At 58.0% G+C, this 25844-nt stretch carries 29 protein-coding genes and 1 pseudogene; 16 read left to right on the top strand and 14 right to left on the bottom strand.

Annotation, left to right across the window (positions count from 1 at the left end; genetic code table 11):
• The first annotated feature begins 130 nt into the window (after positions 1–130).
• The 3 genes and pseudogenes from fusA to U5K34_RS14825 all read left to right on the top strand — a co-directional run.
• Positions 131–2212: an elongation factor G gene (gene fusA, locus U5K34_RS14835; RefSeq protein WP_322569182.1), complete on the top strand. Its 2082-nt coding sequence runs from the start codon at positions 131–133 to the stop codon at positions 2210–2212.
• A 199-nt stretch (positions 2213–2411) separates the two neighbouring features.
• Entirely contained in the window at positions 2412–2903 is a 492-nt protein-coding gene (locus U5K34_RS14830) for a bacteriohemerythrin (protein ID WP_322569181.1), read from the top strand.
• A 200-nt stretch (positions 2904–3103) separates the two neighbouring features.
• Positions 3104–3478: pseudogene (locus tag U5K34_RS14825) on the top strand (M48 family metalloprotease); the annotation flags it as partial.
• Between the two features lie 30 nt (positions 3479–3508).
• Here the strand turns inward: U5K34_RS14825 and U5K34_RS14820 are convergent.
• The gene (locus U5K34_RS14820) at positions 3509–4105 is read right to left on the bottom strand and encodes a CBS domain-containing protein (protein ID WP_322569179.1); all 597 of its coding nucleotides are present in this window, start codon (positions 4103–4105) and stop codon (positions 3509–3511) included.
• Positions 4102–4548, bottom strand: coding sequence for an Rrf2 family transcriptional regulator (locus U5K34_RS14815; RefSeq protein WP_322569178.1), 447 nt, complete (start codon positions 4546–4548; stop codon positions 4102–4104). Before U5K34_RS14815 ends, U5K34_RS14820 begins: the two co-directional genes overlap by 4 nt.
• A 176-nt stretch (positions 4549–4724) precedes the next feature.
• Between U5K34_RS14815 and U5K34_RS14810 the strand changes: the two genes are divergently transcribed.
• The gene (locus U5K34_RS14810; protein WP_322569177.1) at positions 4725–5342 is read left to right on the top strand and encodes a cation transporter; all 618 of its coding nucleotides are present in this window, start codon (positions 4725–4727) and stop codon (positions 5340–5342) included.
• A 147-nt stretch (positions 5343–5489) separates the two neighbouring features.
• On the opposite strand, the gene U5K34_RS14805 is transcribed toward U5K34_RS14810, so the two are convergent.
• A complete protein-coding gene (locus tag U5K34_RS14805; protein ID WP_322569176.1) occupies positions 5490–5960 on the bottom strand; it encodes a Spy/CpxP family protein refolding chaperone in 471 nt (156 codons plus the stop codon).
• Positions 5961–6152: 192 nt separating this feature from the next.
• Here U5K34_RS14805 and U5K34_RS14800 point away from each other — a divergent pair, with 192 nt between their 5' ends.
• Together U5K34_RS14800 and U5K34_RS14795 are read left to right on the top strand one after the other, a co-directional pair.
• A complete protein-coding gene (locus U5K34_RS14800; protein WP_416224117.1) occupies positions 6153–6845 on the top strand; it encodes a response regulator in 693 nt (230 codons plus the stop codon).
• Positions 6845–8215 (top strand): ATP-binding protein, encoded by a 1371-nt coding sequence (locus U5K34_RS14795; protein ID WP_322569174.1) that lies wholly within the window; start codon positions 6845–6847, stop codon positions 8213–8215. Before U5K34_RS14800 ends, U5K34_RS14795 begins: the two co-directional genes overlap by 1 nt.
• Positions 8216–8251: 36 nt before the next feature.
• Here U5K34_RS14795 and U5K34_RS14790 read toward each other — a convergent pair whose 3' ends face one another.
• The 4 genes from U5K34_RS14790 to U5K34_RS14775 form a co-directional block, all read right to left on the bottom strand.
• A complete protein-coding gene (locus tag U5K34_RS14790) occupies positions 8252–8761 on the bottom strand; it encodes a heme-binding protein (protein WP_322569173.1) in 510 nt (169 codons plus the stop codon).
• A gap of 135 nt (positions 8762–8896) precedes the next feature.
• Entirely contained in the window at positions 8897–9706 is an 810-nt protein-coding gene (locus tag U5K34_RS14785) for an alpha/beta hydrolase (RefSeq protein WP_322569172.1), read from the bottom strand.
• 55 nt (positions 9707–9761) lie between these two features.
• Entirely contained in the window at positions 9762–10430 is a 669-nt protein-coding gene (locus tag U5K34_RS14780) for a hypothetical protein (RefSeq protein WP_322569171.1), read from the bottom strand.
• Between the two features lie 152 nt (positions 10431–10582).
• A complete protein-coding gene (locus tag U5K34_RS14775) occupies positions 10583–10786 on the bottom strand; it encodes a cold-shock protein (protein ID WP_322569170.1) in 204 nt (67 codons plus the stop codon).
• A gap of 421 nt (positions 10787–11207) precedes the next feature.
• Here U5K34_RS14775 and U5K34_RS14770 point away from each other — a divergent pair, with 421 nt between their 5' ends.
• From U5K34_RS14770 to U5K34_RS14760, 3 genes are read left to right on the top strand one after another with little or no spacing between them, the layout of a single operon-like run.
• Positions 11208–12470, top strand: coding sequence for a DEAD/DEAH box helicase (locus U5K34_RS14770; protein ID WP_322569169.1), 1263 nt, complete (start codon positions 11208–11210; stop codon positions 12468–12470).
• 12 nt (positions 12471–12482) lie between these two features.
• Positions 12483–12755: an RNA-binding protein gene (locus U5K34_RS14765; protein ID WP_322569168.1), complete on the top strand. Its 273-nt coding sequence runs from the start codon at positions 12483–12485 to the stop codon at positions 12753–12755.
• Between the two features lie 57 nt (positions 12756–12812).
• The gene (locus U5K34_RS14760; protein ID WP_322569167.1) at positions 12813–13070 is read left to right on the top strand and encodes a hypothetical protein; all 258 of its coding nucleotides are present in this window, start codon (positions 12813–12815) and stop codon (positions 13068–13070) included.
• A gap of 71 nt (positions 13071–13141) precedes the next feature.
• Here the strand turns inward: U5K34_RS14760 and U5K34_RS14755 are convergent, their stop codons facing one another.
• The gene (locus U5K34_RS14755) at positions 13142–13348 is read right to left on the bottom strand and encodes a dodecin (RefSeq protein ID WP_322569166.1); all 207 of its coding nucleotides are present in this window, start codon (positions 13346–13348) and stop codon (positions 13142–13144) included.
• A gap of 83 nt (positions 13349–13431) precedes the next feature.
• Between U5K34_RS14755 and U5K34_RS14750 the strand changes: the two genes are divergently transcribed.
• The 3 genes from U5K34_RS14750 to U5K34_RS14740 all read left to right on the top strand — a co-directional run bounded on the left by U5K34_RS14750 (position 13432) and on the right by U5K34_RS14740 (position 15497).
• The gene (locus tag U5K34_RS14750) at positions 13432–14343 is read left to right on the top strand and encodes a carbamate kinase (protein WP_322569165.1); all 912 of its coding nucleotides are present in this window, start codon (positions 13432–13434) and stop codon (positions 14341–14343) included.
• A gap of 137 nt (positions 14344–14480) precedes the next feature.
• Positions 14481–14912: a rhodanese-like domain-containing protein gene (locus tag U5K34_RS14745; protein WP_416224116.1), complete on the top strand. Its 432-nt coding sequence runs from the start codon at positions 14481–14483 to the stop codon at positions 14910–14912.
• A 195-nt stretch (positions 14913–15107) separates the two neighbouring features.
• Positions 15108–15497: a hypothetical protein gene (locus tag U5K34_RS14740; protein WP_322569163.1), complete on the top strand. Its 390-nt coding sequence runs from the start codon at positions 15108–15110 to the stop codon at positions 15495–15497.
• A 238-nt stretch (positions 15498–15735) separates the two neighbouring features.
• Here the strand turns inward: U5K34_RS14740 and U5K34_RS14735 are convergent, their stop codons facing one another.
• Positions 15736–16383 (bottom strand): 2OG-Fe(II) oxygenase, encoded by a 648-nt coding sequence (locus U5K34_RS14735; RefSeq protein ID WP_322569162.1) that lies wholly within the window; start codon positions 16381–16383, stop codon positions 15736–15738.
• A 318-nt stretch (positions 16384–16701) separates the two neighbouring features.
• On the opposite strand from U5K34_RS14735, the gene U5K34_RS14730 reads away from it, so the two are divergent.
• Positions 16702–17403 (top strand): EAL domain-containing protein, encoded by a 702-nt coding sequence (locus U5K34_RS14730; protein WP_322569400.1) that lies wholly within the window; start codon positions 16702–16704, stop codon positions 17401–17403.
• A 254-nt stretch (positions 17404–17657) separates the two neighbouring features.
• On the opposite strand, the gene U5K34_RS14725 is transcribed toward U5K34_RS14730, so the two are convergent.
• From U5K34_RS14725 to U5K34_RS14705, 5 genes are all read right to left on the bottom strand, one after another.
• A complete protein-coding gene (locus tag U5K34_RS14725; protein ID WP_322569161.1) occupies positions 17658–20705 on the bottom strand; it encodes an efflux RND transporter permease subunit in 3048 nt (1015 codons plus the stop codon).
• Positions 20702–21805 carry an efflux RND transporter periplasmic adaptor subunit gene (locus tag U5K34_RS14720; RefSeq protein WP_322569160.1) on the bottom strand — a complete coding sequence of 368 codons (1104 nt, stop codon included), beginning with the start codon at positions 21803–21805 and terminating at the stop codon, positions 20702–20704. The genes U5K34_RS14725 and U5K34_RS14720 overlap by 4 nt, the downstream gene beginning before the upstream one ends.
• 467 nt (positions 21806–22272) lie before the next feature.
• Positions 22273–22530 (bottom strand): glutaredoxin family protein, encoded by a 258-nt coding sequence (locus tag U5K34_RS14715; protein WP_322569159.1) that lies wholly within the window; start codon positions 22528–22530, stop codon positions 22273–22275.
• A 23-nt stretch (positions 22531–22553) separates the two neighbouring features.
• Complete coding sequence (locus U5K34_RS14710; protein WP_322569158.1) at positions 22554–23300, bottom strand: PP2C family protein-serine/threonine phosphatase; 747 nt, start codon at positions 23298–23300, stop codon at positions 22554–22556.
• 118 nt (positions 23301–23418) lie between these two features.
• Entirely contained in the window at positions 23419–24162 is a 744-nt protein-coding gene (locus U5K34_RS14705) for a protein kinase domain-containing protein (protein WP_322569157.1), read from the bottom strand.
• Positions 24163–24400: 238 nt separating this feature from the next.
• On the opposite strand from U5K34_RS14705, the gene U5K34_RS14700 reads away from it, so the two are divergent.
• The 3 genes from U5K34_RS14700 to U5K34_RS14690 are packed head-to-tail and all read left to right on the top strand — an operon-like array spanning position 24401 to position 25840.
• Positions 24401–24607 (top strand): cold-shock protein, encoded by a 207-nt coding sequence (locus tag U5K34_RS14700; protein WP_310692670.1) that lies wholly within the window; start codon positions 24401–24403, stop codon positions 24605–24607.
• The gene (locus tag U5K34_RS14695) at positions 24607–24984 is read left to right on the top strand and encodes a hypothetical protein (RefSeq protein ID WP_322569156.1); all 378 of its coding nucleotides are present in this window, start codon (positions 24607–24609) and stop codon (positions 24982–24984) included. Before U5K34_RS14700 ends, U5K34_RS14695 begins: the two co-directional genes overlap by 1 nt.
• A gap of 7 nt (positions 24985–24991) precedes the next feature.
• Entirely contained in the window at positions 24992–25840 is an 849-nt protein-coding gene (locus U5K34_RS14690; protein ID WP_322569155.1) for a DUF1207 domain-containing protein, read from the top strand.
• Positions 25841–25844: the final 4 nt, after the last annotated feature.

Raw genomic sequence — 25844 nt, 5'->3', positions numbered from 1 at the left:
GGTATAATGCGCGGCTTATTTTGGCGCCAGCGCCGCACAGGCAGTCTCCTGGTGGTGGTCCAGGCTTATTACCATCTCACAAACCGGCCCGGCTCAGTGACGGGCAATTGAATGAATTGCAGGTAGAAACATGATTGATTTGAGCAAATACAGAAACATCGGCATTTTTGCGCACGTGGATGCCGGCAAGACCACCACCACCGAACGGATACTCAAGCTGAGCGGCAAGATCCACAAGCTGGGTGAGGTGCATGACGGCGAATCCACCATGGACTTCATGGACCAGGAATCCGAGCGCGGGATTACCATCCAGTCCGCGGCCACCAGCTGTGCCTGGAAAGATCATCGTCTTAACATCATCGATACGCCCGGGCACGTGGATTTCACCATCGAGGTCTACCGTTCCCTGAAAGTGCTGGACGGCGGTATCGGTGTGTTCTGTGGCTCCGGCGGCGTCGAACCCCAGTCTGAAACCAACTGGCGCTATGCCAACGACTCGGCCGTCTCGCGACTGATATTCGTCAACAAGCTGGATCGCGTGGGCGCCGATTTCTATCGGGTGGTCGCCCAGGTCGAGAAAATCCTGGCCGCCACGCCGCTGGTGATGGTGCTGCCTATCGGTATCGAGGATCAGTTCTCCGGCGTGGTGGATCTGCTCACCCGCAAAGCCTGGGTGTGGGATGACACCGGGTTGCCGGAAAATTATGAAATCCAGGACGTGCCGGCCGACATGGTCGATCAGGTCGAAGAGTGGCGTGAAAAGATGATCGAAACCGCCGTCGAGCAGGACGACGAGCTGATGGAAAAATACCTGGATGGCGAGGAGCCGTCGGTTGAGGACATCAAGCGTTGTATCCGCAAGGGCACCATCGCCCTGGACTTTTTCCCCACCTATTGCGGTTCGGCCTTCAAGAACAAAGGCATGCAGCTGGTGCTGGACGCGGTCGTGGATTACCTGCCCGATCCGACCCAGGTCCCGTCGCAGCCGGAAGTCGATCTGGAAGGGCACGAAACCGGCGAGTCTGCGATTGTCGATCCCAACAAGCCGCTGCGCGCGCTGGCCTTCAAGATCATGGACGACCGTTACGGCGCTCTCACCTTTACCCGTATCTATTCGGGCCAGCTGAAAAAAGGCGATAGCGTGCTCAATACTGCCACGGGCAAGACCGAGCGTATTGGCCGTATCGTGGAAATGAGTGCCGATGACCGTGAAGAACGCGATTCCGCCCAGGCCGGCGACATCGTCGCCTTGATCGGTCTCAAGCACACCCAGACCGGTCATACCCTGTGCGATCCCAACAAGCCGGCGACCCTGGAACCGATGGTGTTCCCGGATCCGGTGATTTCACTTGCGGTCGCGCCCAAGGACAAGGCGGCCGCCGAGAAGATGGGTATCGCCATCGGTAAGATGGTGGCCGAGGATCCCTCGTTCCGCGTCGAAACCGACGAGGACAGCGGCGAGACCATCCTCAAGGGCATGGGCGAGCTGCATCTGGATATCAAGGTCGACATCCTCAAGCGAACGCATAACGTGGAAGTCGTGGTCGGCAAGCCGCAGGTGGCCTATCGCGAAACCATTACCAAGAAGATCGAAGATACCTACACGCACAAGAAACAGACCGGCGGTTCCGGTCAGTTCGCCAAGATCGATTACACCATCGAGCCGGGCGAACCGGGCAGCGGGTTCGAGTTCGAATCCATCGTGACCGGCGGTAACGTGCCGCGTGAATTCTGGCCCGCCGTGCAAAAGGGCTTCCAAAAGAGCCTGGATAAAGGTGTGTTGGCCGGATACCCCTGCCTGGACTTCAAGGTGACCCTGGTCGACGGTGGCTACCATCCGGTGGACTCCTCCGCGGTGGCCTATGAACTGGCGGCGGCAGCAGCCTATCGTCAGTCCATGCCCAAGGCCGGGCCGCAGCTGATGGAACCGGTGATGAAGGTTGACGTGTTTTCACCGGAAGATAACGTCGGTGATGTGATCGGCGATCTCAACCGCCGTCGTGGCATGATCAAGTCCCAGGAACCGGGTCCGACCGGCGTGCGCGTCAAGGCCGATTGCCCGCTGAGCGAAATGTTCGGCTACATCGGCGATCTGCGCACCATGACTTCCGGTCGTGGCCAGTTCTCCATGGAGTTCTCCCACTACATGCCGTGCCCGGCCAATGTGGCGGAAGAAGTGATCAAGGAAGCCAAGGAACGCAACGCCAAGTAAGCCAGGCACGCTTCCTGCAAAAAAAGGGGTCCTCGGACCCCTTTTTTTGTGTCTGTATGTCATTGGCATGATTGCGACAGGTTTGATCTGGATCAGAATCTGGCCAAGGGGTGTCGGTATGATCGCCCGTGTTAGCCAAATCAAGTTATCCAAGCCTGTTGCCACGCCGTGAGGCGTGGCATTTTTCCGGAGGTCGTTTATGTCCCAGCTTGCCGCACATACAACAGAGGACCTCGTTCAATGGTCCGATGAATTGAGCGTCGGTATCGAGGAAATCGATAATCAGCACCGCATCCTGGTGGATCTGTTAAACGAATTGCATCGTGCCATCGTCGAGCATCGCGGCTCGGAAGCGGCGCACCGAATACTGGCCGAGTTGCTGGAATATACCCGTATTCATTTTGCGGTGGAAGAGAGCCTGATGCGAATCCTGGGTTATCCCGATTATGAAGAACACAAACATCATCATGAACTGTTGATCAATGAAGTGCAGGAGCTGAGCCAGAAGCTGGAGGCGGGCAAGAAATCCGTCAACTTCGAGTTGCTGCATTTTCTGAAAATGTGGCTGACCAAACATATTATGGAAGAGGATCGGCAATACACCTCCCATTTTCTTGCCCGGGGTGTCCAGCAAAGTTATGAAAAGCGTTCCTGGGTCGGCAAGTTCTGGGACTCCCTGCATCACAAGTAACATCCCTCGTTTCACTTTGGCCAAAACAACGCCGGAGTCCGCTTTGACAGACACGCTTGCCGTGATTTGAAAGCGATTGCGGCGCCACTATTATATCCCCGATACCGAAAACCTTTTTGTCGCCCGAGGGTCCAATCCGGCGACATAATGCTTGTTTAACGAGAGGGGAAGAACGTGAAGCGAATTGGGCTGTTTCTGGTGTGATTTTCCTCTCCCGCGTCATCGGCCATTTCGTCGATCGGGTAATCTTCAAGGTGAAGCGGGGTCACGGTCCGGCCTTCTGGATCACGGCGATTGTGGCCGAGATCATCCTGGGGATTCTGGTCAGTATGATCGTCATGTGGTTCAGTCGCCGGCGCGAGTTCCGCGCCGATGCCGGCGGGGCGCAACTGGCCGGGCGGCAGAAGATGATTCGCGCGCTGGAAGCGCTGCAGCGCAGCGCGGATCGACCCCATCTGCCGGATCAGCTGGCGGCGTTCGAAATCTCCGGCCGGATCGGGCAGGGCTTTAAACGCCTGTTTATGTCTCATCCCCCGCTGGTCGAGCGCATCGCGGCGTTGAAGGCGGGCCAGTAAGGCCCGCTTTGCAAAACAGCGGTTAAAAGCCTACAAGATCTGCTGGAACAGGACCTGGACCAGATTGGAACGCGTAACAATACCGCTGACCCGATCCTGATCGTCGGTGACGATAATCCGCTTGATGTGATGTTTTTTCATCTGTTCGATAATGTCTTGCAGGGTTTTGTTCTCATTAATGCTGACCACTTGCTCAATCATGATATCCCCCACCTTTGAAGGCATATCGGTGGTACGCGGCGGATGCCGGAACATGTTTTCCAGGGTCTGCCAGACACTGTGCGTGGGATGATGACAGGGGATCCCCATGGCGCAGAGAAAATCCGCCTCGGTCACCACCCCGACCAGCTTGCCGTCACCAGCAGTGACCGGCAGTCCGCTGATGCGTTTTTCCACCAGTATCCGCGCTGCATCAGAAAGGGCTGTATCGGGCGCGACAGTAATGATATCCGGTGCCATGATCTCGCGGACGGTCAGCTGTCCGGATTCACGCAGGCGGGCATGTTTTTCGGCGATTTTATCCAGTTGCATCAGGTCCTCCAGGGTAATGTCGATATAGGTATCGAACTCCTTGAGGGCTTGTTGAAAGTCCTCGCGCCGCAGATCCCGGTGTGCAGTTTTACTCATGCGTTACCTCCGGCAACGTGATTGGTCAGCAGATTGACCAGCTTCTCCTGCTTGGTTCCAATCAGGTCCGCCAGGGTATAACGTTCGAGCTGCTCAAAAAACGCGTGCTGGGCCTCGTTCAGCACCTGCTTCAGGGTACAGGCTGGCAGAATCGGACACAGTGGTTCGGCACAATTAATCAGGGGGGCCTGACCTTCCAGACGTCGGACCAGCGCACCAACATTGATCGCGGCCGGATCGCGCGCCAGCCGGATGCCGCCGGTTTTACCCCGGTAGGTGATAATCATTTCACTGGCGACCAGTTCATTGATCACTTTCAACAGGTGATTGCGCGACATGTCAAAAGCGCGGGCGATCTCGTTGATGGAAATGGTCCGGCCAGGGTGCAGGGCCAGATAAATCAATACGCGCAGGGCAAAATCGGTAAACCGTTTCAGGTGCATGACACTACTTCGCCGTGGTGTGTATGTGGTATTAAATTTACTACATAAAACCGGGGTTGTCACATCGCGACAGCCGCGAATTCGGCCGGTAAAATTCAGGCAGTTCAATGTGATTGAAAGTTCGGGGTTTTACCGCAGTGGCTCGATGAGAACGATCTTAAAGGAACGGAGTATTCATGAGCGGATGTTGTGACAGCGATTGCGCGGTACAACCGGTGCAGCAGCGCCAGCGTACTACCCTGTGGGCGGTACTGGCGATCAATGCGGTGATGTTCGCGGTCATTGTGATAGCGGCCCTGTATGCCCGCTCCAGTGCCTTGCTGGCGGACAGTCTGGATAATCTCGGCGATGCGCTGACTTACGCGCTGAGTCTGTATGCCGTATCGCGTGGTGCCACGGCCAAGGCCCGGGTGGCCCTATTCAAGGGGGTTCTGATCCTGCTGGCGGCCTGCGCGGTAGCGGGCCAGATTATTTACCGGTTGATTGAGCCCGGCGTGCCGGTATTCGAGTTGATGGGCGCCTTCAGTCTGCTTGCCCTGCTGGCCAACAGCCTTTGTCTGTATCTGTTGTGGCGACATCGGCACGAGGACGTCAACATGAGTTCGGTCTGGGAATGCTCGCGTAACGATATTGCCGCGAATATCTCGGTGTTTCTGGCCGCCGGCGGGGTCTGGCTGACCGGGTCGGGCTGGCCGGATATCGCAGTCGCCTCGGCGCTGGTGATCGTGTTACTGCGCTCCGCCTTGCGGGTGATTCGTTCGGCATGGCACGAGCTGCACCACAGCGCGGCGTAGTGATAACGCACCGGTGAGCAGAACTCACCGGTGTGTATCCGTCATATCACCTGGTTTTCCAGCGCGCCACACGCGAGCAAAAAAAAGCGGGCCAAAATTGGCCCGCAAAGCACACTCAATGGGGAGAGAGCATGAACAAGAAAATGGTTAGCCTCTGTGGTGGCGATAACGATGGCGCATTGACTGAAACTCCGCTTGTTGTTGCGGTGTCATCTGACGGTAGATTTTTTGCATCATGTCAGCTCGCTGGCGTGTCATGTCGGCAGCCAGAGCGGATTGTTGTTCAATCAGTTGTTTGACCTGTGCGGCATCATAATCATCACGGCTGGCGGCGCGGTACAGCTTCTGGCGAATGTCCCGCAGAGCCCGGCGTTTGTTCAGCAGCTCGCCGCGTTGCCCGGCAACAATATTCCTGATCTGTTTGCGCTGGCCCGGCTTCAGATCCAGCGTCTGCATCAACCGGTGCATGGGTTTTTCGCTGCGCCCGGGCGAATTGTAGGCGGCCTGTTTGGCGCTTTTGTCACATACCTCACTATCGGCGGCCAGGGCCAGTGTCGTGCCGCCGGCCAGCAGGCTGATGGCGATCACCGTGTTGACTGCAAAAGGTTTCATTTTCATGACCGGTTCCTCGTGGTTAATCCTTATCTGGACTGATGTTGTACCGTCATCCGATGTGCAGAGTATGGACAGGTTGACTGCAAGCTTGGGTCACGGGGGTGTAAAGGTGTGTAAAGGCCGGTAAATCCCGCACCTTGCGGCCGGCTCTGTGGCAACATAACGCCTGGTATGAATAACGGAATGACGGCACACATGAACCGGGTTCTGCTGATCGATGATGATACCGAGTTGACCGAGATGCTAAGCGACTACCTGAGCGCCGAGGATTTCACGGTGCAGGCCGTCTACGACGGTGAAACCGGGGTCGAGGCGGCGCTGTCGGGGCAGCACGATGTGGTGGTGCTGGACGTCATGCTGCCCCGGCTCAGTGGTGTCGAAGCCCTGCGCCGGATTCGCCAGCAATCGCGGGTGCCGGTGCTGATGCTGACCGCCAAGGGTGACGATGTGGATCGCATCGTCGGCCTGGAGCTGGGAGCCGACGATTATCTGCCCAAACCCTGTAATCCGCGCGAGCTGGTGGCCCGGCTGCGGGCCATCCTGCGGCGTGCCGTCGCCCCGGCGGGGGCGGCCGGCGGGGTCGAGGATCGGGTGGTGGGGCGCATCAGCCTGCAACCGGGCCGGCGGGTGGCCTGCTGGGACGGACAGCGCCTCGATCTGACCAGTACCGAATTCAATATCCTCGACACGCTCATGCGCCATGCCGGCCAGGTGGTGAGCAAGGCGGACCTGTCCAGCGAGGCGCTCGGGCGCGAGCTGGAGCGCTACGACCGCGGGCTGGACATGCATGTCAGTAATCTGCGGCGCAAGCTGGGCAGCCTGGCCGACGGCCGGTCTCCGATCCAGACGGTACGCGGTGTGGGCTACCAACTGTTGCAGGACGAGTGATGGGGCGCCTGTTCTGGAAAATCTTTCTGGGCTTCTGGCTGACGCTGGTGTTGATCGCCATCGGCGTCGGGCTGGCCGTGCATATTTACAATCAAAACCGGATCGAGGCGATCACCGACCTGGCGGCGGGGCCGCGGGCCAGTTTCGTGGTCAACGCCACGGCGCTGGCGCTGGCCCAGGGCGGGCCGGAATCGGTGGAATCCCTGTTCCGCAGCTGGCCCGGCCAACGCCTGCCGCTGGTGTTGATCGTCGATGAACAGGGCCGGGATATTTTCGATCGACCGGTGCCCGGTGTGGCGCTGGAGCGGGCTCGCGAGCAATTGCGCGGCGCGCAGATGCTCTCCGGCGTACGCCGGGTGCTGGGCCATAACGGCCATGAATATGTCATTTTTATTCCCCGTCCCGGCCCCGAAGGGTTGCCACAGACACCGACACGCCAGATGTCGCTGGGCTTTCAGCTAGTGGCGGCGTTGATCGCCAGTTTGCTGTTCAGTGCGATTCTGGCCTGGTATCTGACCCGCCCGGTCCGTCACCTGCAGTCGGCCGCCCATCGGCTGGCCCGCGGCGAGCTGGCGACCCGGGTGATGCCCGACATCGGTCGGCGGCGTGACGAGATTGCCGATCTGGGGCGCGATTTTGACCATATGGCGGCTCATCTTCAGGCGCTGGTGTCGGCCCAGCAGCGGCTGTTGCACGATGTCTCGCATGAGCTGCGCTCGCCGCTGGCCCGCCTGCAGGTGGCGGTCGGGCTGGGCCGCCAGCAGCCGGAGCGGCTGGCCGGCATGCTGGAGCGCATCGAGCGGGAGACCGGCCGGCTGGACGAACTGGTCGGGGAGTTGCTGACCCTCTCCCGGCTCGAGGCGCATGTGGACCAGGAGCGGGACGAGCCGCTGGATCTGCCCGCATTGCTTGAGGAGGTGGTGGAGGATGCCCGCTTCGAGGCGGAGGCGGCCGGACGCGGGGTTAGCCTGTCACTGGCAGGTGAAGCGCAGATCCAGGGCAAGCCGGAGCTGTTGCGCCGGGCGTTTGAAAATGTCATTCGCAATGCCGTGCGTTATACCGCGCCGCAAACCGACGTTGCCGTCAATGCCGCAACCCGGACGGGGCGGTTTGTGATTCAGGTCTGCGATCAGGGGCCGGGCGTGTCACCGGCGGCGCTGGAGCAGATTTTCGAACCCTTCGTGCGGGCCGACGGTGACGCCACCGGCGCTCGTGAGGGGTATGGACTGGGGCTGGCTATCGCCAAACGGGCGGTGATGGCTCACGGCGGTATTGTGGAGGCGAGTAATCGTGAAGGGGGTGGTTTGTGTATCGAGCTTTCCCTGCCGATGTCGAACGAGGCAGGCAGGGGAAAACGCCCGACGGAGTGAGACGCCACGGCATCACTCCGCCGGCGCGTCGGGGATTTACATGCCTTCCATTTGCAGATCCATTTCAACGGCAGCCAGGCCGGCTTTGGCACATTTTTCATCGATCTCGCCGGAAGGGGCGCCGCTGACGCCGATACCGCCCATGATGCTGCCGCCGACGTTGATCGGGATCCCGCCGGCACTGATCACCAGGCCATCAATCTTGGGCACCGAATAAGCGCCTTCGAAGCGGCCTTCCATCTGGGACAGCGGGCTGTTGAAGGCCATCGCCGTGTGCGCTTTTTGCTTGCTGATGGGAATGGTGATGTCCATGGCCAGATCATCGCGCAGCACGGCCTGGATGTGGCCGCCGCGATCCACCACGGTGACGGCGATCTGCACCCCTTCCTTGCGGCACTGTTCGATGGCCGCCTCGGCGATCTTCAGCGCGGTGTGCATCTTCAGGCGCTTGATATCGATGGTCATCTTTTCGGCCTGTACGGCGGCCGGGCTGAGCAGGGACAGCCCCAGCAGGGTGGCAAACAGGGGTTTGATGTTCAGTTTCATGGAAGAGCTCCTCGTCGCTTTATTGATTGTGAGTGAGAGATTATTAACGCGTACGTAACACTGTAGACCATCGAGCGCCAAAAAAGTGCGCCCCGGTTCGGGTTAATCACCCGAGTGTGATTCGGTCTTTCGGGTTCAGTGGCGGGCCAGAAACGCCTGCAGTCCGCGGGTGTAGGTCTGATAATCGTTCAGCTGGGCATCGTTGTGGCCGCCATTGAGGGCCAGCCACTGTTTGGGTTGCGAGGCGAGCTGATACAGTTCTCGGCCCTGTTCATACGGGGCGATCGCATCCTCCGTGGCGTGTACGAACAGCACCGGGCAGTCCAGACTGACGATGCGCTGGCGGTTATCAAATTGATAGCGACTTAACCAGCGCACCGGTAACCAGCCGTAATGCACGGCAGCCATGTCGGGGATGGAGGTAAAGGCCGATTCCATTATCAGGGCGCGAGGGCGGTGTTGTTCGGCCAGATACAACGCCACGGCGGCACCCAGCGAGCGGCCGCTGAGGACAATCTCCCCGGACGATAACTGGCGGTCCTGGCGCAGATAGTGCCAGGCTGCTTCGGCGTCGGCATACAGGCCCGCCTCCGAGGGTTTGCCCCCGCTTTGCCCGTAACCGCGATAATCGATGATCAGGCTGCGGTAGCCCAGCTCGTGGAACAGGCGCAGCGTCTGCAGCCGGTGACTGATATTGCCGGCATTGCCGTGAAAAAACAGGATCGTCCCGCGCGGTTGGGGATGGCCCACCCACCAGCCGTGCAGACGTACGCCATCATCGGTTTGCAGCTGAACTGTCTCGTAGGCCAGATCGATGTCCGCCGGCGTGCGCGCCAGCTCGCGCGAGGGCAGCCCGGGTAAAAACAACAGGTGTGGCTGGTAGAAATAGACCACGACCACCAGCAGCAGATAGCCGCCGGCCAGGGCCAGCAGCCACGTGCTCATGGTGCGCCACATGTCGAACCCGGGTCCGGGGGTACGTTACGCCGGGCTTGCCAGGTCACCGGTTTCCGGTGTCCGGTTGCGCGGTATCATGAGCGGCGGTTTGCCGGGCCTGACGCCGGCCAAAGCCGGGCAGCCAGGATTGAACCCGGGCCATGCCTTTTTCGCAGCGATCGACCAGTCCCAGACGCCGGTGCAAAACGCGGCGGGTCTTGCTCTGTCCGGCGGAGCTGTCGCCCATCCAGTAGAGGAAGGTTTGCAAATAGAGCCCGGTCAGGCCGATCTCCTCGATAATCCGCCGCAGGTGGGTGCTGTCCTGCAGGGCGGCCTCGCGAATCCACTGCACGGTGCGGCTGACGCGCAACAGTCCCTGCAGTTGCAGATGCACATGCCCGGGTTCCAGTTTATACAGCAACATGTCGCGGGAGACGGTCTTGTATTCGGCCAGGGTATCCAGCCAGCGCATGATCAACAGGTGCAGGCGTTCGTGCAGGGTCAGTTCGCTGTAACCCGGTGCCTGGGCCGCCTTTAACATGGCCCGATCGGCGCGGTCATACCAGGCCTCGACCAGATCATCTTTCTGGGCAAAGTGGCGCTGGATCTCGTGCAGGGGAATATCCAGTTCCCTGGCCACTTCATGTAAGTGGAGTTTTTCCCAGGAGCTTTCATTGGCCAGACGCATGGCGGTATCGAGCAGGGTATCGGCGTCGACAGCTTGTTTGGTCATCGGGGTGACTCCGTGAAAACCTGTCTCAAGCATAGCCAACAAAGGGGGTGGCTTTCAAAGGCGGCGGACAGCGCCAATGACGAAACCCCGCCGGGGCGGGGCGGGTGACCTGACAGTCGGGTCAGTGAATGTGGCGGGATTGACGGGCGGATTTACTGGGGTACGACATTGGTTGCCTGGGGGCCTTTGGGACCGTCCTCAACATCAAAGCTGACACTTTGACCTTCGGCCAGGCTCTTGAAGCCGCTGCCCTGGATAGCCCGAAAATGAACGAAGACATCGCCTTCGCCGTTATCCTGGGCGATGAAGCCATAGCCCTTGCGATCATTGAACCACTTTACTTTACCTGTAGCCATTACAAATACCCTTCAAAAAACGGAATCGGAGTCGGCTGCAGGTCATTCAGACGGAACTATTCGGGAGTGTTCTGGGACCGCCAAAATACACCGCTGCGTTCTCTGCAGCTCATTTGAATGTACGACACTTTTCCGGCAAGTGCCACTGCGAGAAGCAGAAATATTCGATTTAACCGGCAGTGGTGGCGGATTCTGTGGTACACTATTTTGTATAGTTTGTCTGACTTCCCTCCGATTTTTGATATTTTCGACCCGGCGGGATCAGGATTCGGCGCTACAAGCAAGCGGCGCCGATCTCAAACCCGCCGTGGCATGACCTCTTCGGCCATTCCCCGCATACGTAATCTCGACCCTGTCACACTTCTTTATTCTGCCAGGCTCGATTTTTGGCATAGATCTCTAAATTTATAAGGCGAATTCCATGTCTTTTTCCAATCTCGGTCTCAATGCCGAGCTGTTGTCTGCTATTGCGGATCAGGGCTATAGCGCTCCGACCGATATTCAAACCCGTGCGATTCCGACGATCCTGGCCGGCCACGACATTCTTGCCGGCGCCCAGACAGGTACCGGTAAAACGGCGGCCTTTACCCTGCCCCTGTTGCAACGCCTGAGCGCGGCGAAACCGGCTTCCCGGCACATCCGTGTGCTGATGGTGGCCCCGACCCGTGAACTGGCCCAGCAGGTGGCCGATAGCGTGCGGACCTACGGCCGGCATCTGCCGCTGCGCAGTACCGTGGTTTACGGTGGCATGCCCATCGGTAAACAGATCAAGCAGTTGAACGAGGGCGTGGATCTGCTGATCGCCACGCCCGGGCGTTTGCTGGATCTGGTCAATCGTCGTTCCGTGGATCTCTCCCACGTGGAGTCAGTGGTACTCGATGAGGCCGATCGCATGCTGGACATGGGCTTTTTGCCCGCAATCGAGCAGATTTTCAAGCTGATCCCGGCCGAACGCCAGACCCTGTTACTGTCAGCCACGTTCTCCGATGCGATCAAGAAAATGTCCGCCCGTTTTCTCAATAAGCCGGAATATATCCAGGTGGCCGAAGCCAACAGTGCCGCACTGAATATCGACCAGTCCTTCTATTGGGTGGACAGCCCGCGCAAACGCGAGCTGCTCTCGCATATGATCGACGGCGGTGACTGGCAGCAGCTGCTGGTTTTCACCCGCACCAAGCGCGGCGCGGATCGGTTGGCCAAGCAACTGCAGGCCGATGGCGTGACCGCCACCGCGATTCACGGCGACAAGACCCAGAATGCCCGCACCCGGGCGCTGCGTGATTTCAAACATAACAAGGTGACCGCGCTGATTGCCACCGATGTGGCGGCACGGGGCCTGGATATCGATCATCTGCCGCTGGTGATTAATTTCGAGTTACCCGATAACCCGGAAGATTACCTGCATCGCATCGGGCGTACTGGTCGCGGTGGCAAATCGGGGACGGCTATCTCCCTGGTCGGCTCCGATGAACGTGGACGAGTGTCTTCTATCCAGCGCCTGCTCAAGACCAAGATTCCGGGCAAGACCATGACCGGTTTTGAACCGGCCGGTGGCGTGCGCGAAATCCGCGATGAGGCACGCCCGCGCGGCAAACAGCCGATGGGTGCCAAACGGGGTGCTCCGGCCCAGCCGAACCGTAACAAACGTCGTTCCAGCGGCAGGGCGCAGAATCGTTACACCTGAGCGGGAGGGATTATGAAAACCCTATTCGTCACCAATTTAACCCCCGACACGCAGGAAGGCGATGTACAGCAGCTGTTCGGCGAGTTCGGTACCGTCAGGGGGATTAAAATAGCCATGGATGTGTTCAGCGGCAATTGCCGCGGACACGCCACGGTGGACATGGAAGGCCACGAGGCCCGGGCCGCGATGGCCGGGCTGAATGGACGTGATTACAAGGGCAATTCACTGCGGGTCAGTGAAGAACGTAAACGTTTTAATAAAGGCAAGGGGCGCGGTCGCCGTTAGGCGCCGGTGCTCATCAGGCCGTGATAATACGGTCTGCGAACCACGGAGGTGAAGCATATGGATACAATGAATACAGTCGATCTGTCGGCGGGCCGTTATCTGGTCAAGGCCGTGGAGAAAACCGCCGCGCCGGATGGTTGTGACGGTAATAACTGGTATCGCTATGTGCTGGAGCGCAATGGCTCCATGCTGGTTGGACAAAGACAGGGTACATTGAACCAGGTAACCCGTTACGCCGAGGAACTGGCCGATGATGTCAATTCCCGCAGTGGCGGCAAAGGTCCTTCACAGTGGTCCTCACGTAACAAGAAATAACCCTGCTCTGATATTACCCCCTCGAGCAGGCAAACAGCCGGCGCGCAGCACAATACTGCGCGCCTGTCTGTTTAATCCAGTCTGAATCCCACCTTCAGCTTGACCTGATAATGCCCAATCTTACCCTCCACGATATGGCCCCGGGTTTCCACAACTTCAAACCAGTCCAGGTTATGCAGGCTGTTGCCGGCCCTGGTGATTGCATTTTGTATGGCATCGTCACTGCTCTTGCTGGATGAGCCGACCAGTTCGATGATTTTGTAAACATTATCCGACATTGACATCTCCTGTGATACTTGTCCTGTAAGGAACATAGCAGTAGTGTTGTCAGAATAAAACCAATGATGTAACAGGTTGTACCATGAAATTACTGGTGGCCATTGGCGGCAACGCGCTGGTCAGTACGGATAATGAAAGCGACGGGCAGATCGATCAGGCAAAGATCGAGGCGGTCGCCGCAAGTCTGGTCGCGTTGGAGGAAGAACATTCACTGATCATCACGCATGGCAACGGACCGCAGGTGGGCTGGCTGGCCATGCAGGAGATCGAGGCCAACATGTCGCTGGATTTGCTCGATGCCCAGAGCGAAGGGCTGATCGGTTATCGTCTGGCGCAGGCCATGGACAATTGTCGCCAGAGCGAGCGCAGTCTCAGTTTATTGACCCGGGTAATGGTGGATGCCGATGACCCGGCGTTCAGCCATCCTGTCAAACCGGTCGGCCCGGTGCTGGATGAGTCGCGCGCACAACGGCTGGCCAGTCAGCAGGGCTGGCAATTCGCCGAGGTAGCCGGCGGCCGGCGCCGCGTAGTGGCCTCCCCTCAGCCGGTAAGAGTCATCGAAAGTGCCGCGATCAGTCAATTGATGAACAAGGGGTACAGCGTGATTTGCGCCGGCGGCGGGGGGATTCCGGTTTTGGAACAGCAGGGGCAGTATCGGGGCATCAGCGCCGTGATTGACAAGGATTACACCAGTGCCTTGCTGGCCAGCGAATTGCAACTGGATGCCCTGTTGTTACTGACCAACGTCGAGGCGTTGTATGACAACTGGGAACAGCCTGCTGCACGAGCAGTGCGCCTGGCCGGTTGCGACAGTCTGCGGAAGCTGGGGCTCCAGGAAGGGTCCATGGGGCCGAAGGTGGAAGCCGCCTGTCGTTTCGTTCGCGCTGGCGGCGCATTCGCCGGTATTGGTCGCCTGACCGAGGCTCAGGCCATTCTCGAAGAGCGACGCGGCACCCGAATTGTTGCTGATAATGTGGCTATAAAGTGGTGGTGACTTTTTATTAAATCTGACAGGCGGATCTGTTTGACGCCATAACCTGCCGCAACGGCAATACGAAATCGGCCCAACTGATTTTTTTGACACAATAGACTAGGCTTGGTTTATCACCGGCCTGAAACGGGTAAAAAATGATGACCGATTTGACTGTTGAAGAACTGACTCCGCAGCAAGCCTGGCAATTGTTGCAGGATGAACCCAGGGCGCTGCTGGTGGATGTCCGTTCCCATATGGAGTTTCTGTTTATTGGACACCCGGCGGGGGCGATTAATGTGCCCTGGATCGATGAACCGGACTGGAATATCAATCCCGATTTTATTCGTGAGTTGCGTCAATTGATGCTGGGCGGCTTGCCGCATTTGGATTCGGGTAGCCAGGCCGTGCCGGTCGTGCTGATCTGTCGCAGCGGGCGGCGCTCGCGCGAGGCCGGGGAGTTGCTTTTGCGTGAAGGGTTTGTGCAGGTCTATAACGTCAGTGACGGGTTTGAAGGCGAACTGGATGAACAACATCATCGCAGTACCCTGGGTGGCTGGCGTTATGCCGGTCTGCCCTGGGAGCAATGCTGATTCCGCTACGCTGCCCTGTCACAGTTTAAAGTCGCAAGAGAAGCTGCGGATGTCGGGTCCCTTGCCGGGGGCGAAATCCAGGTTGCCTTGTCAGTTTCGCGCGGCGGAAAGTAGCGGGAAGTCACCCTTGTGATTCACTCGTAGTCTTGACCTGGTCGGCCGACAAATCTGTTTTGGGTGTGTAAGATAGGCAGTATGAGCCGAAACGTTGTTTATTCCATTGTTGAATCAGCGGGACACCCTGATTTTTCCGGACTTTACCAGGAGCGCGGGTGGGAAGAGATTCGCCTGAGCTCCATGCGCAAGGCCATCAGTCAGCTGCGCAAACAGCCGCCGGATGTGGTGGCGGCCGAATTTTTCTATGGCTATGGTAATAATTACGCCGGGATCAATATCAGCAACCTCGATGTGTTTTTACACAGTCTGCTGAAGTATGCGCCCCGGGCCCGGGTAATCGTGATGGTGGAGAAAGCCGAACGGCCCTATGTGGACAGGCTGGCTGAACTGTTCGAGCTGGCGGCGATTCTGGTCCAGCCGGTCAGTGAGGCGCAAATGCGCGAGACACTGGATAAACTGGCGATATGAGCCAGCATATCGCCATGGAGCTCCGACATGATGTTTACCGATCCGGAAGGTGATTTACCGATAACATCCAATCCACCCTGCCGTGGGTTATCATCCCCTGATTGTTCAGGTGCAGGTCAGGTTGCGCTTCGCGCTACCTGACATTCTCCGTCTCGTCAGGTATATCACGCAGGCTAACGCCAGCATGACCTACAAGATTAGCCAGAGTATAAGGTGTGCATGAACTTGGAAGAGTTATTTAGCCTGCCAGCATGTCGTCCCGTTGACGATACCAGCCGGTGATGCTGTAGCGTTCGCGACTGGCGGGCAGCACTTCATGATAGAAACGCTCGCTTAAAAAGCTGACCAGGCGGCCGGCATAGGGGTAGATATCGCGGTAATTGTCCGGACTGTCGTTATCCAGATAGAGCCGCAGGGCGCCGCCGTCACTGATTCGCCAGTCCGGGTTCAGGTACAGGATACAGCTGACCCGCCGGGTGCCCATACCGCGAAACTGATCTTTGTGCCGCCGATAGCGTGTACCGGGAGGATAGATCGCCATATGTCCCTCAAAGTTGAACAGCCCGAGTAACAGATCCCGGTTAAGCCGCAGGCGCAACTTCTCCAGGGCCGACAGATAGATCGCCTGTGAAGGGGAACAGGTCGCCCGTTCGAGCCATAGCACCTTGTCGTTGCGAATCGCCGGTTGCAGTTCCCAGTTCTCCCCCCGGCCCACGCCGGCATGACGAAAACAGCCTCCTTGCCAGGCTTCTCTCATTTCAGCATGCAGTTTATTGATCGCCCGTGGCGATAGATAATGATCCGTGACCGCATAGCCATGACTGTTCAGCTGCTCGGCAATCCGCGATTCGGTGGAGACAAAGTTGGATAAATACTGAAGATTCATGTGGTCTCTGCCAGCATAGTTTGATCCGATACAGTCCGAGCGGGGTCGCCTTTGGCCGGGCTGCGAATACAGTACCGGCCAGGAACAACAGGTAACCGGACAGGGAAGTCACAAGGGGTTAGCGGCATATTATTGGCTCGTAAAGCATCCCTGTCTACTGTTTTGTGTGAGTGTTCAGGTGTGAGCAGGTCGGGGATTTGGCGCGGGGGTGCCCGCCTAAAGTCAACCGGTTCTGTGGCCAATACGCTGCGCCATGACGGATACAACCCAAACCCGCTCCTGTGGCCAGTGCGCCAGCGGTGAAAGTCTCGGCTTCAAATTCAGCTTTGCCTTCAACCGATTGTCGATGTATCGCAGCGTCGGGTTGTTTCTTACGAGGCCCTGGTCCGGGGTTCGGAGGGCGAGCCGGCTCCCTGGGTGCTGGATCAGGTGAACGACAGCAACCGTTATCGTTTCGATCAGACCTGCCGGGTCAAGGCCGTCAAGCTGGCCAGTGAGCTGGGACTGAAGGTCAATCTGAATATCAATTTCTTTCCCAACGCGGTCTATCAACCGGAAGTCTGTATCCAAACGACGCTGGAGGCGGCGAATACCTACAACTTCCCCACGGATCAGATTGTGTTCGAGATTACGGAGGGGGAGCAGGTCGAGGACCACCAGCATTTGATCGATATCGTCAACGAATGCCATCGGCTGGGTTTCAGTATGGCGATCGATGACTTCGGGGCCGGCTATTCCGGGCTGAACCTGCTGGCCGAATACCAGCCGGATATCATCAAGCTGGATCGCCAGATCATTTCCGATATCCAGCGGCAGCTCCCCAAGCAGGCGATTGTCGAAGGTATCGTGCATACCTGCAGTAAGCTGGGGGTTGAACTGGTGGCCGAAGGGGTCGAAGAGCTCGAGGAGATTCGCTGGCTGCGCAATGCCGGTATCCGGTTGTTCCAGGGCTTCTGGTTTGCCCGTCTCGCCTTTCGCGAACTGGTTGCCATCGATCCGTCGAAGTTCGATCAGCTCTAGAGCCTCATTAATTAAGCCCTGGTAAACCGCTGCCCTGGATAAAGTCGGATAGAGTGTGCCGTAGAATGAGAACCTTGTCTCTCGCAGAGACGCCAGGGCGCAGAGAAATCTGATGTTGCTCTCATTCCCGGCGAACTCTGCGTCTCTGCGAGAGTATTATTGTCATGTAGAGTGCCTTCTACGCACCCTGTTCCTGACAGGGCTCACCCCTTAAGGCTTTCTATCCGCATGGCGGGTCGTTGTTGATAGGCCTTTTAGCGCGTCTTGTTATGCGCCGAGTGATCCCGTGCCAGCAGCATGTAAACGGCGGGCAGGATGAACAACGTAAACAGGGTGCCAATCCCCAGCCCGGCGGCCACGGTCATGCCGATGTGACTGCGACTGACCGCGCCCGGGCCGGTGGCGATCAGCAGGGGCACCATGGCGACGATCAGTGCGATAGAGGTCATGATAATGGGACGCAGGCGGACAGTCGCGGCCTGTTCCACCGCCTTGCGCCGACTCAGCCCCTCTTTGATCTGCAGCTTGTTGGCGAACTCGACGATCAGAATGCCGTTTTTGGCCACCACGCCAATCAGGGTGATCAATCCGACCCAGGTGTAAATATTCATCGAGGCGTCGGCGACGCCGAGCATGATGAAGACCAGTGCGCCGGCGGTGGAGACGGGTACGGAGACCAGAATGATAAGCGGATCGCGCCAGCTTTCGAACTGGGCGGCGAGTACCAGGTAGATGACCAGCATTGCCAGGAAGAAGGTCAGCATCAGGCTGCCGCCTTCCGCGGCGTACTGGCGCGACTCGCCCAGATAGTTGTAATCAAAGCCCTGGGGCAGCAGTTCGCTGGCCTGGGATTCGAGAAAGTCCAGGGCCTGCCCCATGGTGACGCCCGGGGCCAGGTTGCCCTGAATAACCAGTGAATTGAGTTGCTGGAACTGGGTACGGCTCGAGGGCTCGACCGTGCGCTCGAGGCTGGCGACGCTCGACAGGGGAACCTGCTCACCGCTGGCGGTCGACAGGTAATAATCCTTCAACATGTCGGTATCCAGACGGAATTCCCGTTCCACCTGCGGAATAACCCGGTAACTGCGACCATCCATGCTGAAGCGGTTGACATAGCCGCCGCCCAGCAGGGTGCCGAGATTGCGGCCGATATCGCGCATGCTGATCCCCAGATCGGCAGCGCGGTCGCGATCGATCTGTATGCTGACCGTGGGCCGGTCCAGCTCGATGGACTTCATCAGAAACAGGAAATTGCCGCTTTGCATGCCCCGGCCGATGATCTCGTTGGCCAGATTGACCATCTCTTCATAACTCCGGTCGGAGGTCAGCACAAACTGGACCGGCAGGCCGCGACTGGCGCCGGGGATACTGGGCCGGGGAAAGACCCCGATCTGATAGCCAGCGACCTGGTTCAGTTGTGCATTGAGTTGCGGCTTGATTTGCATTTGCGAGCGCTCACGCTGATCCTGCGGTGCCATCTTGAAGCCACCGAACACCGTGTCCTGCGTGCGGCCGAGAATAAAGAAGCTGTCGGTGTATTCGGGGAAGGTTTCGAAGATCCTCTGGATCTGGTTCGAATAGGCCTTGTGGTAATCCAGCGTGGCGGTACGCGGGCCGGTGCCGTTGAAAAACAGGATACTCTGGTCTTCGGTGGGCGCCAGCTCATGCTTGCTTTCGATAAACATGAAGATATTCGAGGCGAAGATGACGGCCCCGACCAGAACAGAAACCCAGACCGTATCCAGCGAACTGTTCAATAGCCGGTGATAGTGGTGGGACAGCCAGTTGAAGAATCTCTCCACCTGTTGTTCGAACTTGCCCTCACTACCGTGCGGCTTGAGAACCGCGGCCGATAAAACCGGTGAGAGGGTCAGGGCAATGACCCCGGAAATCAGTACCGCGCCGCTGAGGGTAAAGGCGAACTCGGTAAACAGCGTGCCGGTCAGTCCCGTCTGGAAACCGATTGGCGCATACACCGCCAGCAAGGTGGTGGTCATGGCGATGATCGGCACCGCCAGTTCCCGGGCGCCCTTGAGCGCGGCGTCGAGCTTCTTCTCGCCCTCCTCGATGTGACGGTGAATGTTTTCCACCACGATGATGGCGTCATCCACCACCAGGCCGATGGCCAGCACCATCGACAGCAGGGTCAGCAGGTTCAGCGAATAACCCAGCGCCAGCATGACAAAGGCGGCGCCGATCAGGGACAGGGGCACGGCCACCGCGGGAATGATCGCGGCGCGGAACGAGCCCAGCGTCAGGTAGATGACCACCAGTACGATCAGCACGGCCTCGGCGATGGTCTTGTAGACCTCCTTGATGGAGTTCTTGATGAACTGGCTGGCGTCATAGGGAATCTTGACCTGGATCCCCTCCGGTAGCTGTTTACGGATTTCGGGGATCAGGTTGTTGACCCGATCGGCGACATCGATCGGATTGGCGCCGGGGGCCGGTTCCACGGCGATGAAGGCGGCCGGAATCCCCTTGTACCAGGCAGTCGAGTTGTAATTCTCCGCGCCCAGTTCGGTGCGAGCGATGTCCTGCAGGCGCACCAGCGCCCCATTTTCACTGCGCACCACCAGCTGGCGAAAATCCTCGGGTTCGCTGACATCGGTGGTGGCGGTCAGGTTCATGGCCACGTACTTGCCCTTGGTGGAGCCGATCCCGGCCAGGTAGTTGTTGGCACGCAGCACTTCGGCAACCTGTTCGGCACTGACGCCCTGGGCGGCCATGCGATCGGGATCCAGCCAGATGCGCATGGCGAACTGCTCGCCGAACAGGCGCGCCTTGGCAACCCCGGCCAGTGCCTGGATCTGCGGCTGGGTGACCCGCAGCACGTAATCGGTGATATGCGAGCGGGGCAGCGTATCGCTGAAGAAAGCGACATACATCAGCGCCGTGGAATCTCCGGTACTCGAATCGATGACCGGATCCTCCACATCGGCCGGCAGCACATTGCGCTTGCTGGCCACCTTGGCCTGGATTTCCGACACGGCTGCATTGGGGTCGTAGTCCAGTTCCATATAGACTTCGATGGTTGATTGTCCCTGGGCGCTGGTCGAAGTGATGTAGTCGATGCCATTGGCTTCGGCCACGGCCTGTTGCAGGGGCGTGGTGACAAAGCCCTTGACCAGCTCGGAACTGGCGCCGGGATAGACCGTAGTAATGGTTACCACGGTATTTTTCATTTCCGGATACTGGCGTACTTCCAGTATGCCGAGCGAGCGTAACCCGATCAGCAGAATCAGCAGGCTGACGACCGTCGCCAGAACCGGACGGTGAATAAAAATATCGGTGAACTTCATTCGGTGTCGACCCTGTCGTCGTCCAGTTCGACGCTGTTGTCGAGTTCGACTTTCATGCCATCACGCAGTTTAACCAGGCCGGCACGGACGATTTTTTGTCCAACCTCAATGTCACCTGCGATGGCAACATGGCCTTCGCGTGTCTCGCCGGTTTTGATTTGCTGGCGTTTGACGATGGTCTCACCCTGGTCATTTTCATCAATCAGATAGATGAAATCGCCATAGGTGTTGTAACTGATCGCGGTGCGGGGAACCGTAAGGACGGTTTTCTCTTCCGGCGCCAGGGTTTTGACCTTGGCAAACATCCCCGGTTGCAGCCGGCCTTCGGGGTTGGCCAGTGTGGCGCGCAGTTTAATGGTGCGGGTGCCGGCATCCACGCCCGAGTCGATGGCAGTGATTTGGCCGTTGAAAGACTCACCCGCATAGGCATCAACCCGCACGCGAATTTCCTGGCCGGTGCTCAGGCGCGGCAGATAACGTTCCGGCAGGGTGTAATCCACGTAGATCGGGTCCAGCGCCTGCAGCATGACGATAGGCTGGCCCGGTTCCAGATACTGGCCGAGGTTGACCTGACGAATACCCAGTCGCCCGCTAAACGGGGCGCGAATCGCCTTGCGCCGGAGGGTAGCCTCTTGCTGCTTGACCCGGGCGGTGGCGGCATCGAAGCTGGCCCGGGCCTCGTCGTACTCCGAACGGGACATCACCTGGCGTTTGAGCAGATCCTGGGCGCGCTTGAATTTGATTTCGGCCAGACGGCGCTCGGCGCGCAGTGCATCCAGTGCCGCCTGGTCGACGGCGTCATCCAGCTGCAGTAGCACTTTACCCTGTTCGATATGGCTGCCGGATTCAAACTGAATCTCGCTGATCTGTCCGGCCACCTCGGTGGTCACCGCTGTGCCGTTAATGGCGACCAGGCTGCCGACGGAATCGAGCATCGGGCGCCAGCGCTGTTCACGCACTTCAGCAGAGGCAATGGTAGCCGGTGGCCGGGGCTGCGCCATCATGGCGGCCTGCTGGATGTTTTGCCAGTACTTGATGCCGAAAATGGCGGTCAAAAACAGAACCAGGAACAGAACGGCCAGGATTAAACGTTTACGCATAATGATATTCCAGTGACATCCAGAGGAACCGGGCAAGCGCCCAGTATAAAACTCGACAGACGCACAATACTAATGGTGCGCGGGCGGGATCGCAATTGTTGACCAAATCGTAACATCCTTACCTGCCGAGACGCTCGCTATCCTCATGCCTGGCATTTTGTGTTTCGGTCGACGCAAAACAGCATTTTTTCAGGGTTTCCCCTGATACCGGAATGTGGGGCAACAACGCACAATAGTCGACGAGGAGTCCGCCCGGCATATTGACGCCTGTAGAAATAGTATGGGAATCACCGGTTTGATTCAGAAAATGTACCGGGATAAGAAAGGGGTTGATTGAGCCGAAATGTCAGGCAGCATGATGCGCAGCCCGACCTGCGCCTTGTGCATCTTTCAGGAACGGCTATTTTAGTTAACATGCGGTATCGCGATTGATCCTGCCGGCACGCGCATGACAGGAAAAGTCGGGTTCAGTCTTCCACCAGGTCAGCCAGCTGGCCATCCATATGCATTTCGGTCAGTTCGGTGAAGCCGCCGATCCATTTACCGTCGATGGTGATTTGCGGCACAGCGCGGGCATGCTCGGTGACCTCAAGCATTTCCCGCAGTTTATCCCGATCCTGATCCACGCGTGCCTCGTCAAAGGGAATACGCCACTTTGTCAGCAGGTTCCTGGTGTTATCACATACCGGGCAGGTGCCGGTACTGTAAATCATCACGCGTGCCATATTATTCTGATACCTCCCGGGGATCAGGTCGACGGACGATAGAGAATAAAACTCAAATCATCCGGATGAGAGGGTTGATCGGGGGCCTTGCCGGTCATGCGCTGGTGAGCGAGTTCCACCAGTCGGGTTGCCGCGGCCGGCAGGGTACCTTTACGGATTATTGCGATAGTTTCTTCATAATAGAGATTGTCGAACAGACCATCGCTGGCCAGCAAGAGGGTATCACGGGGTGCCAGGTTGATCAGCGAACCCATGGAGATATTCATGTCATCGGCACCGACGACGTTGGAGATCAGGTGCCGCTCCGCGTGAGTGATGGCTTCTTCTTCATTCAGCAATCCGGCTTCCACGGCGTAGCCGACCGGGGAATGGGAAACCGTGAACAGTTTTTGTTTGCCGCGCTGGCCGGTGACCACAATCATCGAATCACCCACATGATAGGGACGCAACTGGTTTTTGCGAATCTCGACCACGGCCAGTGTGGTGGCACTGCCGCCGCCGTTTTCGATGATCTGGTGATTGGCCCGATCAAACCCTTGCAGGATCGTTTCGCGTGGTGTGGCATCGGTGCGGTGCAATGAGCGGGACAGGGTTTTCACGGCGATCTCCGAGGCGGTGGCGCCAGCCGGTTGGCCGCCCAGACCGTCGGCGACGATCAGCACACAACTGCCGGAATCGAGCTCCACCAGTCCCATGCTGTCCTCGTTGACCGTCTCCTTGTTCGGAGCGCGATGGGTATAAAACACCACCTGCCCACCGGATAAGGCCATAGTTTGTGGAGTCTCGAAATCCTGCTTACTGAAAAGCTGTGACGCAGCCAGAGTGGCCTCCTTGGTTATGCCGGGATCGGGGTTCAGGTGTTCGGGGGTACGATCGTACTAACATGGCTCAGCTCCAGCGCATGGTTTCAAGATGCTGTCGCAATTCCCCGGCCGTTTTGAATTTTTTCAGGATCAGGCTGCGTTTGAGGCCATTGATGATGTATTTGATTTCGGGCGGCTGGCGCGCATAGTGTTTCTGGCCGCCGAGAGCTTCATAGAACACGTGGATCATGTCGACGGTATCCATGCGGATATGCTCGCGGGTCGGGGCGCCCAGGTGAAACAGGTCCACCAGCTTGAGATCGAAACGCAGACCGAAGCTCTGCACGATAATATTTTCTGAGTGCAGGTCGCCGTGATATTCCCCCATGGCGTGGATGCATTCCATGCCCGAGGCAAGGGCATGCAGCAGGTGCACGGCCTCAAAGGGCGCCAGGCGTTTGCCCGGATGGCGCTGGATAAACTGGCTGAGCAGAGCCCCCTCCACGTATTCCGAGATCAGCAGGGTGACCGGCTCGCCCTGGACGGTGATGCTGTCCTGGTGACTGTACTGGATGACAATCGGGCAGTGGCGCAGCTTGTGCAGCTTGGTCGCGTAAAAGTGGGTGTTCTTGTCGCGCAGATTGCGTTGCGGGAAAAACAGCTTGGCGGTGCGCTCGATGCCGGTGGAGAGCTCCCGGATCAGGTAAACCTCGCCCTCCCAGCCGGCGCCCAGTTGTCGAACGACCTCGTACTTGCGGGCCAGAACCCGGCCGGGAGCCAGGTTGAAGGCATCAATTTTCCGTGGTTTTTTTGCGGGCTTTGCGGCCATGCGAAGATAAGTCTCTGTTTTTATTTCCCTTATCGGGGTTATATATTAAGGATTGTTAATAATCCACCCCTTTGCGGCGTATGGGCAGAAAATTTTTATCAGTATATTTATTCGAGAAATAGTTGGTCTATACTTTAAATCAGGCTTTGTCCGATTGGGGAGGGAAGCGTCCGCAAGGCGGCATTTTCCCACAAAGCTGATAAAAATAGCAGTAAACAAAAACAGAGGTTGGAGGAAAATGGTGAACGGTACTGTAAAATGGTTTAACAATTCCAAGGGTTACGGATTCATTCAGGCAGAAGAAGGCGGCGAGGACGTCTTCGTTCATTATTCCGCCATCAGCGCGGATGGCTACAAGACACTCAAGGAAGGTCAGACGGTCTCATTTGACGCGGAGCGGGGCCCCAAGGGCCTGCATGCCACCAATGTGGTGCCGGCTTCCTGATGCCGGCCCGCCGCACCGGTGCCCAAACACGCGTGGAACTCAATGGCAGGCCGGTTGACGTTCACCTGTCCAGGGCTGCGGAGCAGGCACTGGCTGAGCGTCAACAACCTTTGCTGGCGGAAATGGAGCTCTACTTCAGTTGTCTTATCCGTTACCAGGTACGATTTCAGGAACCGACGGACGGCAGCGGCATTGTGGTGAATGACAAGTTGCAATTGCGCTTTCGCCCGGTGATGACCGCCCGTTGTGGTAACGACTATGCCGGCGATGAGCCTCCGTTGACTGATTTTCCCATCGAAAAACCGGCGGCTTTCACGCCGCACTGGTTGCAGATCGACTATCGTCGGGGACAGTGGCAAGGGGAGTTCGGTTACTAGGCCAATTATGTCCCGCCAGCTGTTCTCGCCGTTTGTCTCGCTTGCCCTGCTATCCAGTTGTCTGTTGCCGGATTCCGTTCTGGCAAGAGACGTTACTCTGTTTCCGGAGCAGCAGCTGTACCCGGTGAACCTGGCCGATCCGCGCCGTATTCAGTTTTCCGCCAAATCTCTCTATTTCGAACAAACCACGATCGATCAAACCGGCGAACGCCGCTTTGATCTCAAGCTGGGTGGCCGGCTCGGGTTGCTGCATTGGCCCGATGTTTCGGGGCAAGACAACCGGGGCTGGTTGCTGAGCATTGATGCGGGTTTTCATGGCCAGTTCGATGTGGATGCCAGTCAGGATAATATCGGCTGGGATGGTATCTATGCCCTGATGCTCTCTTACCGGCCGAATCGCTCTCTGGCATTTAAAATCGGGGCCTATCATATTTCCAGCCATGTCGGTGACGAATATATGGAGCGGACCGGGCGCGCCCGGATCAATTACACGCGCGAGGAGTTACAGGCGGGGGTAAACCTGGCCCTGGATGACCGCTGGCAATGGTATGTTGAAGCTGGCCGCGCATACGATCGACGCAATAACCGGCTGCAAAAACCCTGGCGGGCGCAAACGGGGCTGCAATACCAGCCGGGCAATGACCGCGAAACGGACTGGTATGCCGGGCTGGATATCGGTGCCAGTGAGGAACGTGACTGGCAAAAAGACCTCAGTTTACAGGTGGGCTGGCAGATTCCGACCCCGACACGCGTGTGGCGCATCGGCATCGAAGCCTATGACGGCAAGGCCCAGCTTGGCGAGTTTTTCCAGGATAATGAACGTTATATTGGCGTGGGTTTGTGGCTGGATATTTGAGCTG

Origin of the sequence: Thiohalophilus sp., assembly GCF_034521165.1 — a bacterium.
Classification (GTDB): domain Bacteria; phylum Pseudomonadota; class Gammaproteobacteria; order UBA6429; family Thiohalophilaceae; genus Thiohalophilus.
This window is presented reverse-complemented; position numbering and strand designations above follow the sequence as displayed.